This window comes from Leifsonia sp. 21MFCrub1.1 (genome assembly GCF_900107895.1).
Lineage (GTDB): Bacteria > Actinomycetota > Actinomycetes > Actinomycetales > Microbacteriaceae > Leifsonia > Leifsonia soli.
Genome location: NZ_LT629867.1, coordinates 931,634 through 946,958 on the forward strand (window position 1 = coordinate 931,634; position 15,325 = coordinate 946,958).

15 protein-coding genes are annotated in these 15,325 nt (G+C 71.7%); 12 read left to right on the plus strand and 3 right to left on the minus strand.

The window, feature by feature from the left end:
• Nucleotides 1-95: 95 nt before the first annotated feature.
• The 5 genes from BLW09_RS04355 (at nucleotide 96) to BLW09_RS04375 (ending at nucleotide 5,862) form a co-directional block, all read left to right on the plus strand.
• Nucleotides 96-692, plus strand: a complete 597-nt coding sequence (locus BLW09_RS04355; RefSeq protein WP_089908917.1) for an FABP family protein — start codon at nucleotides 96-98, stop codon at nucleotides 690-692.
• A 12-nt stretch (nucleotides 693-704) separates the two neighbouring features.
• Nucleotides 705-1,838 (plus strand): CAF17-like 4Fe-4S cluster assembly/insertion protein YgfZ, encoded by a 1,134-nt coding sequence (gene ygfZ / locus BLW09_RS04360; protein WP_089908920.1) that lies wholly within the window; start codon nucleotides 705-707, stop codon nucleotides 1,836-1,838.
• A 132-nt stretch (nucleotides 1,839-1,970) separates the two neighbouring features.
• Entirely contained in the window at nucleotides 1,971-2,834 is an 864-nt protein-coding gene (locus BLW09_RS04365) for an ABC transporter ATP-binding protein (RefSeq protein WP_089908923.1), read from the plus strand.
• Nucleotides 2,831-3,808, plus strand: a complete 978-nt coding sequence (locus BLW09_RS04370) for an ABC transporter substrate-binding protein (RefSeq protein WP_089908926.1) — start codon at nucleotides 2,831-2,833, stop codon at nucleotides 3,806-3,808. The genes BLW09_RS04365 and BLW09_RS04370 overlap by 4 nt, the downstream gene beginning before the upstream one ends.
• Nucleotides 3,805-5,862, plus strand: coding sequence for an iron ABC transporter permease (locus tag BLW09_RS04375; RefSeq protein ID WP_089908928.1), 2,058 nt, complete (start codon nucleotides 3,805-3,807; stop codon nucleotides 5,860-5,862). The genes BLW09_RS04370 and BLW09_RS04375 overlap by 4 nt, the downstream gene beginning before the upstream one ends.
• A 55-nt stretch (nucleotides 5,863-5,917) precedes the next feature.
• On the opposite strand, the gene BLW09_RS04380 is transcribed toward BLW09_RS04375, so the two are convergent.
• Nucleotides 5,918-6,739: a class I SAM-dependent methyltransferase gene (locus BLW09_RS04380; RefSeq protein WP_089908931.1), complete on the minus strand. Its 822-nt coding sequence runs from the start codon at nucleotides 6,737-6,739 to the stop codon at nucleotides 5,918-5,920.
• Nucleotides 6,740-6,808: 69 nt separating this feature from the next.
• Between BLW09_RS04380 and BLW09_RS04385 the strand changes: the two genes are divergently transcribed.
• Nucleotides 6,809-7,558, plus strand: coding sequence for a phosphoglyceromutase (locus BLW09_RS04385; RefSeq protein ID WP_089908934.1), 750 nt, complete (start codon nucleotides 6,809-6,811; stop codon nucleotides 7,556-7,558).
• Between the two features lie 99 nt (nucleotides 7,559-7,657).
• On the opposite strand, the gene phoU is transcribed toward BLW09_RS04385, so the two are convergent.
• The gene (gene phoU, locus BLW09_RS04390; protein WP_089908937.1) at nucleotides 7,658-8,314 is read right to left on the minus strand and encodes a phosphate signaling complex protein PhoU; all 657 of its coding nucleotides are present in this window, start codon (nucleotides 8,312-8,314) and stop codon (nucleotides 7,658-7,660) included.
• 193 nt (nucleotides 8,315-8,507) lie between these two features.
• Between phoU and BLW09_RS04395 the strand changes: the two genes are divergently transcribed.
• Both BLW09_RS04395 and BLW09_RS04400 read left to right on the plus strand, forming a co-directional pair.
• Complete coding sequence (locus BLW09_RS04395) at nucleotides 8,508-9,659, plus strand: sensor histidine kinase (protein ID WP_089908940.1); 1,152 nt, start codon at nucleotides 8,508-8,510, stop codon at nucleotides 9,657-9,659.
• Nucleotides 9,656-10,339, plus strand: a complete 684-nt coding sequence (locus tag BLW09_RS04400; RefSeq protein ID WP_089908943.1) for a response regulator transcription factor — start codon at nucleotides 9,656-9,658, stop codon at nucleotides 10,337-10,339. Before BLW09_RS04395 ends, BLW09_RS04400 begins: the two co-directional genes overlap by 4 nt.
• A gap of 73 nt (nucleotides 10,340-10,412) precedes the next feature.
• Here the strand turns inward: BLW09_RS04400 and BLW09_RS04405 are convergent, their stop codons facing one another.
• Complete coding sequence (locus tag BLW09_RS04405) at nucleotides 10,413-10,919, minus strand: hypothetical protein (protein ID WP_089908946.1); 507 nt, start codon at nucleotides 10,917-10,919, stop codon at nucleotides 10,413-10,415.
• 139 nt (nucleotides 10,920-11,058) lie between these two features.
• Between BLW09_RS04405 and BLW09_RS04410 the strand changes: the two genes are divergently transcribed.
• The 4 genes from BLW09_RS04410 to rlmB all read left to right on the plus strand — a co-directional run bounded on the left by BLW09_RS04410 (nucleotide 11,059) and on the right by rlmB (nucleotide 15,323).
• Complete coding sequence (locus BLW09_RS04410; protein WP_089908948.1) at nucleotides 11,059-11,541, plus strand: CarD family transcriptional regulator; 483 nt, start codon at nucleotides 11,059-11,061, stop codon at nucleotides 11,539-11,541.
• Between the two features lie 89 nt (nucleotides 11,542-11,630).
• Entirely contained in the window at nucleotides 11,631-12,788 is a 1,158-nt protein-coding gene (gene ispD / locus BLW09_RS04415) for a 2-C-methyl-D-erythritol 4-phosphate cytidylyltransferase (RefSeq protein ID WP_089908951.1), read from the plus strand.
• Nucleotides 12,789-12,876: 88 nt separating this feature from the next.
• Entirely contained in the window at nucleotides 12,877-14,310 is a 1,434-nt protein-coding gene (gene cysS / locus BLW09_RS04420; protein WP_089908954.1) for a cysteine--tRNA ligase, read from the plus strand.
• Nucleotides 14,307-15,323: a 23S rRNA (guanosine(2251)-2'-O)-methyltransferase RlmB gene (gene rlmB, locus BLW09_RS04425; RefSeq protein WP_089908957.1), complete on the plus strand. Its 1,017-nt coding sequence runs from the start codon at nucleotides 14,307-14,309 to the stop codon at nucleotides 15,321-15,323. Before cysS ends, rlmB begins: the two co-directional genes overlap by 4 nt.
• Nucleotides 15,324-15,325: the final 2 nt, after the last annotated feature.

The following is a 15,325-nucleotide window of genomic DNA, read 5'->3' on the forward strand; positions in this document are numbered from 1 at the left end:
CTTCTGGGCCTGGCCACTCTCGCCATCCTCGGCGTCTCGGGCCTGGTGGTCTACAACCTGTTCCGCGGTCAGCGCTGAGCCCTGAGGCCGACGTCATGATCGAGATCCCCACTGATCTCCCCGCCGAGCTGGTCCCCCTCTCCTGGCTGATCGGCGTCTGGGAGGGCACGGGCGTGCTCGACTACGCCGCCGGCGAGGAGCACACGCAGCTGGAGTTCGGCCAGCGCGTCAGCTTCAGCCACGACGGGCTGGGCTACCTCAACTACTCGGCGACCTCGTGGGTGCTCGACGAGGAGAACACGCCGCTCGCGGCCGAGACCGGCTACTGGCGGCTGCGCCGCAAGCTCATCGAGGGCGACGCCGGTCCGGCGATGCTGCCCGGCGTCGGCGCCCGTCCGTTCAGCACCGCGCAGTCCGTCGAAGCGCTGCGCAACTCGCACGGCGCCTTCGACATCGACGTGTCGATCATCCATCCCGACGGCGTGAGCGAGCTCTACGTCGGGCAGGTGGCCGGCCCGCGCATCGACCTGGCGACCGACGCAGTGCTGCGCACGGCCGGGGCGAAGGAGTACACGGCGGCCACCCGCCTCTACGGTCTGGTGGACGGCCACCTGCTGTGGGCGTGGGACATCGCCGCCCTGGGCCAGGAGCTGCGCACGCACGCCTCCGCCCGGCTCGCCAAGGTCGACTGAGAGGCGCCGCCGATGTCCGACCACCCGGAGCCCGAACAGCGCTCGCCCTTCCTCGACCTGCCCGGCGCGGTCGACACCGACGGCACGGGCGTCCCCGCGCACTACGGCAGCCCGCTCTCCGAGCAGCGTGCGCTGGCCGAACGTGGCGCGATCGTCGACCTGTCCGACCGCGCGGTGCTGACCATCCAGGGCCCCGACCGGCTCAGCTGGCTGAACTCCCTCACGAGCCAGGCGCTCACCGGGCTGCGGCCGGGGGAGTCGTCGGAGACCCTGCTGCTGGATGTGACGGGTCGCGTCGAGCACGCCGTCCGCCTGGTCGACGACGGCAAGACGCTCTGGCTGCTCGTCGACCGTCCGGAGGCGGAGGGCCTTCTCGGCTGGCTCGACTCGATGCGGTTCATGCTGCGCGTCGAGCTCGCCGACCGCACCGCGGAGCTCGCCACGATCGGCACCCTCGGCGACCCGCCGCTGCCGCTCGCCGCGCCGAACGGCGTCCCCCTGGTGTGGCACGATCCCTGGCGCGCGGTGACCCCGGGCGGCCACCAGTACGCCCACGGCGAGCATCCCGGAGCGGGATGGTCGTGGAGCGAGCGTCTCGTCCCGCGCGACGCGCTGCCCTCCATCGTCGCCCGGGTCCGCTCGGGCGAGCTCTCCGCCGCCGGAACGCTGGCGGCCGACGCCCTGCGGATCGCCGCCTGGCGCCCGCGGTTCTCGACGGAGGTCGACGAGCGCACCATCCCGCACGAGCTGGACTGGCTGCGCACGGCCGTGCACCTGAGCAAGGGCTGCTATCGCGGCCAGGAGACCGTGGCGAAGGTGCACAACCTCGGCCACCCGCCGCGCCGGCTGGTCATGCTGCACCTGGACGGATCGGAGGGAGTGCTCCCCGCATCCGGAGCCGTCGTCTCCGCAGGCGACCGCGAGGTCGGCGCCGTGACGTCGTCGGCGGTGCACTACGAGCTCGGGCCGATCGCCCTCGCCGTGGTGAAGCGTTCGACCGACCCCGACGCGACGCTGACCGTTGCGGCGGACGGCGTGCAGGTCGCGGCCGGACAGGAGATCGTGGTGCCGCCGGAGGCCGGCTCCGCAGCGCAGGTGCCGCGCATCCCGCGCCTGGGCGCCGTCACGCGGACGCCGCGCTCCTAGAGCCCAGCGTCCCTGACGCTTTCGTCCCGTCGTCTCGCCGTCCCGCCGTCTCGCTGGGCCGCTGGGCCGCTGGAGAGCGCTGTCCTCCGCGGTCGCTTGGCGACCGAGTTAGGTTAAGCTAACCTAACCTTCGTGACTGCGACCGCCGGCCTCCTCGCCTCCGACGTGACCATCGCCTACGACGGTGTCGACGTCGTCCACGGCGCCGACCTCCTGCTCCCGCGGGGACGCGTGACCGCCCTCATCGGACCGAACGGCAGCGGCAAGTCGACGCTGCTGCGCGCCATCGCCCGGTTGAAGGATGCGCGCAGCGGATCGGTGCTGCTGCCGGCCCAGGCCGACACCGCCGACACCGGCGACACCGACGAGGCGGACGCCATGATCGACGCCATCGCCCTCTCCCGCCCGGAGTTCGCCCGCCGCGTCACCCTGCTCGCCCAGAGCCGTCCGACGCCTGCCGGCCTCAGCGTCCGCGAGGTCGTCGGATTCGGACGTCACCCGTACCGCCGGCGCTTCCGCTCCACCGACCCCGACGGCCGCGCCGCCGTGGATCGGGCGCTCGAGCTCACCGGCGTCGCGCCGTTCGCCGACCGCGGCGTCGAGTCGCTCTCCGGCGGCCAGCTGCAGCGCGTGTGGCTCGCCTGCTGCCTCGCCCAGGAGACGGATGTTCTGCTGCTGGACGAGCCGACGACGTACCTCGACCTGCGCTACCAGGTGGAGATCCTCGACCTGGTCCGCGAGCTGGCCGACCTCCACGGCGTCACGGTCGGTCTCGTGCTGCACGATCTCGACCAGGCGGCGGCCGTCTCCGACCGCGTCGTGCTCCTCCGCGACGGCCGCGTCGTCGCCGCGGGCACCGCCGGCGAGGTGTACGACCCCGCTCTCCTCACCGACGTCTACGGCATCCGTATCGAGGTCGAGACCGATCCGATCTCCGGCGCCCCGCGCACGCGGGCCGTCGGCGCCCACCACCTCCGAACCGAAAGGACCCGATGAACATCCGACGTCACCTGCCCGTGGCCGCCCTGGCGGTCGCCGCTGTGATCGCGCTGAGCGGCTGCGGCACGACCGAAGCCGCCAGCGGCGAGACGAACAGCGGCGCCGCCCTGACGATCACCGACGCCCGCGGCGAGAAGGTCCGCCTCGACGGGCCCGCCAAGAAGGTCATCGGCACCGAGTGGAACGTGGTGGAGATGCTGCTCACGCTCGGCGTCGAGCCGGTGGGGGCCGCGGATGTGAAGGGCTACAGCGCCTGGGACACCGCGGAGAAACTGCCGAAGGGCGTGAAGGACATCGGGACGCGCGGCGAGCCGAGCGTCGACACGGTCGCCGCGCTGAAGCCGGACCTGGTGGTGGCGACCACCGACCTCTCCGACTCGGCCATCGACCAGCTGGAGCGTGTGGCACCGGTCCTGGTCGTCCGCTCCGCGGACGCCTCCCGGCAGCTGGAGCAGCTGACCGACAACGTCAACCTGATCGCCAAGGCGACCGGGACGGAGGCTCGCGCGAAGACGGAGCTGGCGTCGTTCGACACCGCCCTCGCCGACGGCAAGCGGAAGCTCGCCGACGCCGGGCTCGCCGGCGCGAAGGTCGCCTTCGCCGATGGATGGGTCCAGGGCAACAGTGTCTCGGTCCGGCCGTACACGGCCGGCTCGCTGATCTCCGACGTCAACGAGAAGCTCGGCCTGACCAATCCGTGGACTCTCAAGGGCGACGAGGCGTACGGCCTCGCCGCGACCGACGTCGAAGGCCTGACCTCGCTCGGCGACGTGCAGTTCACCTACATCGCGAACGACGCCGACGGCAGCGACCCGTTCCTGGGCGCCCTCAAGGACAACGCCGTGTGGACGTCGCTCCCGTTCGTGAAGTCAGGGCAGGTGCACCGGCTGCCCGACGGCATCTGGATGTTCGGAGGCCCCGCGTCGATGACGCAGTACGTCGCGGCCCTGGTCGACGCCCTCACGACGTGAGCGGGGCCGTCGCCGTCCGCCGCCGGGCCGGCGGACGGCTCGCGCTGCTCGCCGGCGCGGCCGCGGTCGCGGTGGTGGCGCTCTCGCTCATCCACCTCTCGCAAGGCACGGCCGTGCTCGGGCCCGACGTCCTGTGGCGCGTCCTGACGGGTGCGGGCTCCGGGCAGGCCGACGCGGTGCTCGCCGCCTCGCGGATGCCGCGGCTGGTCGCCGGCCTCGTCGTCGGCGCCGTCCTGGGCGCGGCGGGAGCCGCCCTGCAGTCGGTCTCGCGGAATCCGCTGGCCGCGCCGGACACCCTGGCGGTGAACGCCGGCGCCTACCTGGCCGTCGTGGCCGTCGCCGCGTTCGGCGTCTCCCTGCCCGTGCTGCCGGCCGGGGCGGTCGCCTTCTGCGGTGGTCTGATCGCGGCTGTCGTCGTCCTCGGGCTGTCGCGCGGAGGGGCCGGGCCCGTGCGGCTGGTGCTGGCCGGCTCCGCGCTGACGCTCGCCCTGAGCGGCGTCAGCGGGATGCTGCTGCTCTTCTACGCGCAGGAGACGACCGGCCTCTTCGCCTGGGGCAACGGGTCGCTCGTCCAGACCGGGATGGACGGCGTGGTGCAACTCCTTCCGCTCGCCGTCGTCGCCTTCGCCGGGCTGCTGGTGCTCGGGCGCCGGCTCGACATCCTCGCGCTCGGGGACGACGGCGCGGTCTCGGTCGGGGTGAACCCGCGCACCACCCGGGCCGCCGTCGTCGTCCTGGCCGTCCTGCTCTCGGCGGTGGCGGTGACCATCGCGGGCCCTGTCGCGTTCGTCGGGCTGTGCGCGCCCGCGATCGTGCGGCTGCTCGCCCCCCGCGTGCCCGGGCTGGCGCGCCATCGGGCGTTCCTTCCGGCCTCGGCGGTGGCGGGGATGCTCGTCGTCCTCATCGCCGACGTGCTGCTCCGCGCGGTGTTCGGCGGGCAGGCCGGGGTCGCGGTGCCCACCGGGATCGTGACCACCGTCTTCGGAGCGGGAGTGCTCGTCTTCCTCGCCTACCGATCGCGGGATTCGTCCTCGAACACCGCCACGAACGCCGCCGTGCGGCTGCGCAGCAGACGTGCCTTCGTCATCACGCTCGTCGTCTGCTGCCTGGCCCTCGTCGCTGCCGTGATCGCCGCCGTCCTGCTGGGGGATGCGCGCCTCCTGCTCGGAGACGTGTGGAACGGCATCACCGGCCGCGCCGGACGGGTGGTGTCGTTCGTGCTCGACACGCGCCTCCCACGGGTCGCCGCCGCCCTGCTGGCCGGAGCCGCGCTGGCGCTCGCCGGGACGATCGTGCAGGCCGTCTCGCGCAACCCGCTCGCCGAGCCGGCCATCCTCGGCGTGGTCGGGGGAGCGGGGGTCGGGGCGATCGCCGTCATCACGGCTGTGCCGCTGGCGAGCTTCTGGCTCGTCGGCGGGGCCGCCTTCGCCGGTGCTGCCGCGGCGGCCCTGCTGGTGTTCGGCCTCGCCGCGCGCCGGGGGCTGGAGCAGAACCGCCTCATCCTGATCGGCATCGGGGTCTCCTCCGGGGCGACGGCCCTGACCAGCCTGTTCATCGTGCTGACCGATCCGTTCAACGGCGCGAAGGCGCTGGTCTGGCTCTCCGGCTCGACCTACGGGCGTACGTTCCCGCAGGTCCTCCCGGTGCTGGTGGTGCTCCTCGTCGCGGTTCCCCTGCTCGCCGCGGCCACCCGCGAACTCGACATCGTCGGCCTCGACCCGGACACTCCGCGGGTGCTCGGCGTGCGGCTCGGCCGGGCACGGCTCGCTCTGCTCGCCATCGCGGTCGCGCTGACCGCCGCGGCGGTGGCGGCCGTCGGCGTCATCGCCTTCGTCGGCCTGGTCGCGCCGCATGCGGCCCGGTCGCTGGTGGGGCAGCGGCACACCCGCGTGCTCCCCGTCGCCGCGCTGCTCGGAGCGATCCTCGTCAGCGTGGCCGACACGGTCGGGCGGACGCTGATCGCCCCCGCCCAGATCCCGGTCGGGCTCGTCACGGCCGTGATCGGCGCGCCGTACTTCCTGTGGCTGCTGTGGAGGTCGCGGGCCGAGGCATGAGCGAGCCCGTGCGGGGAGGTGCCGGCCGATGCCGCCGGTCGCGGCCGGTGCGGGCTCAGGGGTTCGGCGCCACCGCATCCCACGCCACGGTCAGCTCGCCCAGCCGCCAGCGCGAGCGGCCGCCGGTCACCGGCCAGCCGGCGTCGCGCATCCCCTGGGCGACCGCGATCCAGCGCTGACTCGGGCCGTAGGCGGCGAGCGGCGAGTGGATGCGCCACAGCCGGTCGAGCTCCGCCAGGTAGTCGTGCACGCGCTCGCCCGGCACATTGCGGTGGATGAGCGCCTTCGGGAGCCGCTCTGCGACGATCGACGGGGCGTCGAGATCGCGCAGCCGCAGCGACACGGTCAGCGTGCGGGCGCCCTCCGGGCCGAGCTCCACCCAGCTCGAGATGCGTCCGATCTCGTCGCACGTGCCCTCGACCAGGATGCCGGCCGGCTGCAGGCGCTCGCGCATCCGATCCCAGGCCCCGGCGACATCCGCCTCGCGGTACTGCCGCAGCACATTGAACGCCCGGATCACGGCGGCCTTCCGCCCGGCGGGCAGCGGAACCTCGAACCCGCCGAGGGCGAACCGGATGCGCGCGTCGGTCGCGAAGCCCGTGCGGCCGTCGCGCACCGCCGCCAGCTGCTCGTTCGCCGTCCGCACCCGGCCCGGCTCGATCTCCAGCCCGACCACCTCGACGTCCTGGCGCACCCGGGCCAGCCGCTGCTGCAGCTCCAGGGCGGTGACCCCGCTCGCACCGTAGCCGAGGTCGACGACCACCGGGTCCGCGGTGCGGCGCAGCGCCGGCTGCGCGGCGATCCAGCGGTCGACCCGGCGCAGCCGGTTCGTGTTGGTCGTGCCACGGGTGACCGTGCCGACCGCACCGGAAGCCATGCCTCCATCCTGCCAGCGGGCCGGTATCCGCGGCGCTCGCGGCCATCCGCGACGCGATAGATTGGTGGCATGGCCGCTCCCTACACCCTGATCCTCCTGCGCCACGGCAGCAGCGAGTGGAACGAGAAGAACCTGTTCACCGGCTGGGTCGACGTGCGTCTCAGCGAGACCGGCGTCGCCGAGGCGAAGCGGGCGGGCGAACTGCTCCGCGACTCCGGGCTCACGCCGGACGTGCTGCACACGTCGGTGCTGACGCGGGCGATCCAGACCGCCAACTACGCGCTGGATGTCGCCGACCGCCTCTGGATCCCGGTTCAGCGCTCCTGGCGCCTCAACGAGCGCCACTACGGCGCGCTGCAGGGCCTCGACAAGGCGGAGACGCTGGAGAAGTACGGCCCCGAGCAGTTCCAGCTGTGGCGCCGCTCGTTCGACGTTCCGCCTCCGCCCCTGCCGGACGACAGCGAGTTCTCGCAGGTCGGCGACCCGCGCTATGCCGGCCTCGGCGACGACCTCCCGCGGACGGAATGCCTGAAGGACGTCATCGCCCGGATGCTGCCGTACTGGGAGTCCGACATCACGCGTGATCTCGCCGACGGCAAGACGGTGCTCGTCACCGCCCACGGCAACTCGCTGCGCGCCCTGGTGAAGCACCTCGACGGCATCTCCGACGAGGACATCGCCGGCCTGAACATCCCGACCGGCATCCCGCTGGTCTACAAGCTCGGCGAGGACTTCACTCCGCTCGAGCCGTCGTACTACCTCGACCCGGAGGCCGCCGCCGCCGGTGCCGCCGCGGTCGCCGCGCAGGGCAAGAAGTAGTCCCACACACCCTCCGTCGAGTACGCAAAAACTGCACGCGACAAGCCGTGTCGACGTGCAGTTTTTGCGTACTCGACGGGGGTCGCCGAGGTGGTGAGGTCAGGAGGCGAGCTCGGGAGCCCAGTCGCCGGTGGCGAGGTACTGCACCTTCTTCGCGATCGAGACCGCGTGGTCCGCGAAGCGCTCGTGGTAGCGGGAGGCGAGGGTCGCGTCGACCGTGTCGACCGCCTGTCCCTTCCACGTCTCACCGAGCACCTTGTCGAACACGCTGATGTGCAGCTCGTCGATGTCGTCGTCGTCGTTGCGGATCTCGTCGGCGAGCCGGATGTCCTGCGAGCGGAGCAGCTCGGCCAGCTTCTGCGCGATCTGCACGTCGAGGCGGCCCATCTCGGCGAACGTCGAGCGCAGGCTCTTCGGAACCACCTTGTCCGGGAACCGGTACCGCGCGAGCTGCGCGATGTGCTCGGCCATGTCGCCCATCCGCTCGAGCGAGGCGCTGATCCGCAGCGCGCTCACGACGATGCGGAGGTCGCGCGCGACCGGCTGCTGCCGGGCGAGGATCTGGATGGAGAGCTCGTCGAGCAGAACCGTCAGCTCGTCGATGCGGTGGTCGTTCGCGATGACGTCCTCGGCGAGCGTCACATCGGATTCGTTGAACGCAGCCGTCGCATTCTGGATGGAGCGGACGACCAGCTCGGCGATCTCGACGAGGCGGTCCTGAACTTCCGCCAGCTCCTGCTGGAAGACTTCGCGCATGGGGTGTGGTCCTTCCTGGCGTGCGCGGGCACGCGGGATGTCGGGGCCTTCTGACCCCGTATTGCATGTTCGCCGCGGCAGGTTAACAAACGGTGCCGCGCGGCTGAACACTGTCTAACGTACCCGCGAAAACACGCGGCCGGTGGCGGTATCCGTCCATGCGCGTGCATCGGCATCACCTACGCTTGGGGCCATGGACTCCACCTGGTTGGTGCTGCTGTCGCTGGGCCTGGGGCTCGCCGTCGGCGCCGGTTTCGTGTGGATCCTGCACATCGCGGCCCGACGCGGTCACCACGCCGCCGAGGTGGTGAACCCGGCGGTGCCCGACGGCGTCGACCAGGTGCTGGACGCGCTCGAGTCGGCCGGAGTCGTGCTCGACCCGTCCAACAACGTCATCAAGGCGTCGCCCGGCGCGCACGCCATCGGCCTGGTCTGGAACGGCGCGCTCGTGCATCCGCACCTCGTCGACCTCGTCGACCGGGTCAGACGGAGCGGCGAGTCGCTCACCGAGGAGTGCGAACTCTCGCGCGGACCGTTCGGCGACGCCGGCATCCACCTGAGCGTCCGGGTCGCCCGCCTCGGCTCGCGCTACATCCTGCTCCTCGCCGAGGACCGCACGGAGTCGTACCGGCTGGATGCGGTGCGCCGGGACTTCGTGGCCAACATCAGCCACGAGCTCAAGACGCCCATCGGAGCCGTCAGCCTGCTCGCCGAGGCGCTCGACGGGGCGTCCGACGACCCGGAGCAGGTTCGCCGGTTCGCCATGCGGCTCTCGGAGGAGGCGCAGCGGCTCGCCCGCATCACCCAGGACATCATCGAGCTGAGCCGGCTGCAGGCGACGGACGCGCTCGGCGACGCGACCGAGCTGTCCGCCAGCAAGGTCGTCAAAGCCGCCATCGACCAGAACCGCGTGGCCGCCGAGACCCGCAACATCGAGATCGCCATGCGCGGCGACAAGGAGGCGCAGGTCATCGGCAACGAGAACCTGCTCGTCACGGCCGTCCACAACCTGATCTCGAACGCGATCCAGTACTCGCCGGACGACTCCCGCATCGGGATCGGCGTGCGCAGCACGGGAGGGGTGGTCGAGATCGCGGTGACCGACCAGGGCGAGGGCATCCCCGAGGAGGACCTCGACCGTGTCTTCGAGCGCTTCTTCCGCGTCGACCAGGCGCGGTCGCGCAACACCGGCGGCACCGGCCTCGGCCTCTCGATCGTCAAGCACGCCGTCCAGAATCACGGCGGCGAAGTGCGCGTCTGGTCGCAGCCGGGCCGCGGCTCCACGTTCACGATCCGGTTGCCCGAGGCATCCAGTGTCCGACCCCCGATAGGAGACAACCAGTGACATCCATCCTGCTCGTCGAGGACGAGGCCTCGCTCAGCGAGCCGCTCGCGTACCTGCTGAAGCGGGAGGGCTACGAGGTGGAGATCGCGGAGGACGGCCCGTCAGCGCTGGCCGCGTTCGACCGCGACGGCGCCGACCTCATCCTGCTCGACCTCATGCTCCCCGGCATCCCGGGCACCGAGGTGTGCCGCGAGATCCGCACCCGGTCCAATGTCCCGATCATCATGCTGACCGCCAAGGACTCCGAGGTGGACATCGTGGTCGGGCTGGAGCTGGGCGCCGACGACTACGTCACGAAGCCGTACTCGTCGCGCGAGCTGCTCGCGCGCATCCGTGCTGTGCTCCGCCGCCGGGTCGACGAGGAGGAGCAGCAGGACGACGGCGTGCTGGAGGCCGGCACTGTCCGCATGGATGTCGACCGCCACACGGTCGCCGTCAACGGCGCCGAGATCTCCATGCCGCTGAAGGAGTTCGAGCTGCTGGAGCTGCTGCTCCGGAACGCGGGACGCGTGCTCACGCGCGGCCAGCTGATCGACCGGGTGTGGGGGAGCGACTACTTCGGCGACACCAAGACGCTCGACGTGCACATCAAGCGCATCCGGTCGCGCATCGAGGAGAGCCCCTCGGAGCCGCGCATGCTGGTGACCGTGCGCGGGCTGGGGTACCGCTTCAACGCCTGAGGGCCACCGACGAGAGAAGCCGCCCTGCGCGATGCGCGGGGCGGCTTCTGCTGTCCGGGGTGCCGGGCGGTGGTTACCGCGCGGCCGGAAGAATCGTCGGCGGCACGAGGCTGGAGTACTCGGGCAGCTGGCCGTCGAGCACCGGCACCTTGAGGTTGACGCCGGTCTCGTCGCCGTACTGGAAGTAGACGGGGAAGAGCGCGCCGGGCTTCGTCGTGAACTCGGGGATCAGCACGTTGCTCGGGCCGCCGTTCTCCGGGTCCTGGCCGAGCTGCTTGACCTGGCCGGGCTGGACGGTGACGTACGCCGCGCTGGAGCTCTGGTCTCCTGCGCTGATGGCGACGCGGTGACTCTTGGTGTCCGTGTTCACGAGGGTCACCACGAGGTTGCCGACCGTGCCGTTCTTCGCGTCGGTGACGATGATCGCGTTGCGGACGTCGATCGAGCCGACATTCCCGCTCACGCCGTCGCTCGCGTCGTAGTGCTTGGTGGTGGCCTGTGGGGCGATGAAACCGCATCCCGCGGTGCCGAACGCGACGGCCAGGGCGAGGGCGACGGACGCCGCGACTCGAGCTTTCACTGAATGACCCTCCCGGTGATTTTCCCCTGCAACTCTATCCCATGAGGAGGGGTCTTCCCGGCCGTCGGGAGGCGTGAGGGCGAACCTTAGCATGTGCCTCGTGTGGTATCCTATTCATTGCTGAAGGGACAACAAATCTATGCTTTTCGAGGTTGGCGAGACCGTCGTCTATCCGCACCACGGTGCCGCAACGATCACCGAAGTCAAGAAGAGAATCATCAAGGGTGAAGAGAAGCTGTACCTCAAGCTCAACGTGACGCAGGGCGACCTCACCATCGAGGTCCCCGCCGAGAACGTCGATCTGGTCGGTGTGCGCGACGTCATCGGCCGCGAGGGTCTCGACCGCGTCTTCGAGGTGCTGCGCGCTCCGTTCACCGAGGAGCCGACCAACTGGTCCCGCCGCTACAAGGCCAACCTGGAGAAGCTCGCCTCCGGCGATGTCATCAAGGTCTCCGAGGTCGTCCGCGACCTGTGGCGTCGCGATCAGGACCGCGGCCTCTCCGCCGGCGAGAAGCGCATGCTCGCCAAGGCCCGCCAGATCCTGATCTCCGAGCTCGCGCTCGCCGAGAAGACCGACGACGAGAAGGCGTCCACCCTGCTCGACGAGGTGCTGGCCTCCTAGGCGCTCCTGACGAATTCGAAGGCCCCGTCGCTCCGTGCGGCGGGGCCTTCGTCGTGTCCGGAGGGCGGGCCGCCGGGTACGCTCGACGGGTGGACAGCATCCCCGGACCGCGCGTCGCGGTCGTCGTCGTCGCAGCAGGATCGGGCACGCGCCTGGGCGCGGAACTCCCCAAGGCCTTCGTGCCGTTGCGTGGGCTCACCCTGCTGGAGCGGTCGCTCCATGCCGTCCGCGGCATGCGGCACGTCGCCGACCCGATTGTGGTCGCTCCGGCGGACCGGGTGGAGGAGGCCGGAGTCCTTGCGGCGGCGGTGATGGGCCGCACGGTCGCCGTGGTCGCTGGCGGTGCGACCCGGCAGGCGTCGGTCGCCGAAGGGCTGGTCGTGGTGGATGCGGACGCCGACATCGTCCTCGTGCACGACGCGGCGCGGGCACTCGCTCCCTCCGCGCTGTTCGACGCGGTGGTGGACGCGGTGGTCGAGCGCGGATACGGGGTCGTCCCCGGTCTGCCGGTGAGCGACACCGTGAAGCGCATCGGCGGCGACGGTCAGGTCCACGAGACCGTCGACCGCTCGGCGCTGTCGGCGGTGCAGACGCCGCAGGGCTTCCCACGCGAGCAGCTGCTGACGGCGTACGCGCTCGCGGAGAGCGACGAGACGGACGACGCCGGTCTCGTGGCCGCCGCGGGCTTCCGGGTGGATGTGGTGCCGGGCGACGCGCACGCCTTCAAGGTGACGACGCCGTGGGACCTCCGGCGGGCCGAGGAACTGCTCGCGGGCTCGGCGACCCCGAGGATCGGAACGGGGAGCGACACGCACGCCTTCGACCCGACGGCGGAGCTGTGGCTCGCCGGGCTGCACTGGCCGGGGGAGCCGGGGCTCGCGGGTCATAGCGACGGCGACGCTGTCGCTCACGCGATCGTCGATGCGCTGCTGTCGGCCGCCGGTCTCGGCGACATCGGCGGGGTGTTCGGGACGGGCGATCCGCGGTTCTCCGGTGCCCACGGCGACGTGTTCCTCGCGGAGGCACGGCGGCTGGTGGAGGGAGCCGGCTTCCGGATCGGCAATGTGGCGGTGCAGCTGGTCGGCAACCGGCCGAAGTTCGCTCCGCGGCGGCAGGAGGCGCAGGACCGGCTGTCCGCGATCCTCGGGGCGCCGGTGTCGGTCGGGGCCACCACGACCGACGGCCTCGGCTTCGCCGGACGCGGCGAGGGCGTCACCGCGCAGGCGACGGCGCTGCTGCTGGGCTGAATCCGTCCACAGTCCGCGGTGAGGCGCTGTTTTCCCCAACTCGGTCACGGCGGAGCGGCGGCCGCGGTGCGGCCCGTAGGCTTATGCCGTGACTCTTCGGCTCTACGACACCAAGGCGGGCGCTCTGCGCGACTTCGTCCCGTTGCGGGACGGCGAGGTCGGTATGTACGTGTGCGGGCCCACCGTGCAGTCGTCGCCGCACATCGGGCACCTGCGATCGGCCCTCGTCTACGACCAGCTCCGGCGGTGGCTCACCTACCGCGGGCTCGACGTCACCCTGGTGCGCAACGTCACCGACATCGACGACAAGATCCTGGTCAACGCCGCGGCCGGGCAGGCCGAGGGCGGCAGCGAGGAGTGGTGGGCGCTCGCCTACCGCTTCGAGCTGGAGTTCACGGACTCCTACCGCGCGATCGGCGTCCAGCCGCCCACGTACGAGCCGCGGGCGACCGCCAGCATCCCGCAGATGCAGGAGCTCATCCAGCGCCTGATCGACGCCGGCCACGCCTATGCGGCGGCCGACGGCTCGGGCGACGTGTACTTCGACGTGAAGAGCTGGCCGTCGTACGGCGAGCTCACCCGGCAGAGCATCGACAACATGGAGGCGGCGGCGGACGCCGACCCGCGAGCGAAGCGCGACCCCCGCGACTTCGCCCTCTGGAAGGGCCGCAAAGAAGACGAGCCGCCGTCGGCGGCCTTCCCGTCGCCGTGGGGCGACGGCCGTCCCGGCTGGCACATCGAGTGCTCGGCCATGTCGCGCCGCTATCTGGGGCCGCAGTTCGACATCCACGGCGGCGGCCTCGACCTGCGCTTCCCGCACCACGAGAACGAGCTCGCGCAGTCCACGGCAGCGGGGGACGCGTTCGCGAACTACTGGGTGCACAACGGCCTCGTGAACGTCAACGGTCAGAAGATGAGCAAGTCGCTCGGCAACTCGGTCTACGCGGCCGATCTGCTGGGCGCCGCCCGCCCGCTGGTGGTGCGCTACTACCTCGGGTCGGCGCACTACCGATCGACGATCGACTATCACGACGGCTCGCTGAGCGAGGCCGAGGCGGCGCTCGACCGCATCGCCGGCTTCTTCGAGCGGGTCGAGCGGCGGCTGTCCGGCACGCGGTTCGCCGGGCACGGCGTCGAGATCGTTCCGGAGGCCTTCGCGGAGGCGATGGACGACGACCTCGCGGTGCCGCAAGCGCTCGCCGTGCTGCACGACACCGTGCGTTCAGGCAACGCGGCGCTCGATGCGGAAGACTTGGAGGCGGCGGCCACCGCGCGCGGGCATGTCCTCGCGATGACGGAGGTGCTCGGCATCAACCCGCTGTCGCCGCAGTGGCGCACCGGCGGCTCGTCGGTCGCCGAGTCGGCGCTCGGCGAGCTCATCGGGCGGCTTCTCGCCGACCGGCAGGCGGCACGGGCCGCACGCGACTTCGCCGCAGCCGATCGCATCCGCGACGAGCTGGCGGCGGCAGGAATCACCATCGAAGACACCCCGACGGGGTCGCATTGGAGCATCGGATCATGAAGAACTCGGGTGGAAAGCCCCGCGCCGGGGCGGTGCGCAAGAGCAAGAAGGGCGCCCAGGTAGGCACCGGCGGCCACGGCCGCAAGGCGCTGGAGGGCCGCGGCCCGACGCCGAAGGCGGAGGACCGCGACTATCACCCCGCCGGCAAGGCCAAGGCGCTGCGCGAGCGCGCGGCGGCGAAGGCCGCACGGAGCGGGCGCGACACCGCGCCGCGTGGCGCCTCCGGCGCGTCGCGGCGGGCCAAGAGCGGAGACGAGAGCGAGATCGTCACCGGCCGCAACTCGGTGCTCGAGGCCCTGCGCGCCGACATCCCGGCCTCGACCCTGTACGTCGCGGCCCGGGTGGAGTTCGACGACCGCATGAAAGAGATCCTGTCGATCGCGACCGGCCGGGGCATCCCGATCCTCGAGGTGATGCGGCCGGAGCTCGATCGGCTCGCCGGGCGTGACGCGGTGCACCAGGGCGTCGCCCTGAAGGTACCGCCCTACGAGTACGCCCACCCGGGCGAGCTGCTCGACCGGACTCTGCGCTCATCCGAGACGCCGCTGTTCGTCGCGCTCGACGGCATCACCGACCCGCGCAATCTCGGTGCGATCATCCGGTCGGCGGCGGCATTCGGCGGCCAGGGCGTGATCGTGCCGCAGCGCCGGTCGGTCGGCATGACGGCGGCGGCGTGGAAGACGTCGGCGGGCGCGGCGGCGCGTACGCCCGTCGCGATGGCGCCCAACCTGACGCAGACCCTCAAAGACTTCAAGAAGGCCGGCGTCTTCGTGCTCGGCCTCGACGGCGGCGGCGACGTCAGCCTTCCCGGGCTGTCGTTCGCCGACCGGCCGGTGGTGATCGTCGTCGGCAGCGAGGGCAAGGGACTGTCGCGCCTGGTGACCGAGACCTGCGACGCGGTCGTCTCGATCCCCATCAGCGCGGCGACCGAGTCGCTCAACGCGGGCATCGCGGCGAGCGTCACACTCTACGAGATCGCCAAGCTGCGAGCCGAGGCGCGCGCAGCGAAGTAGCC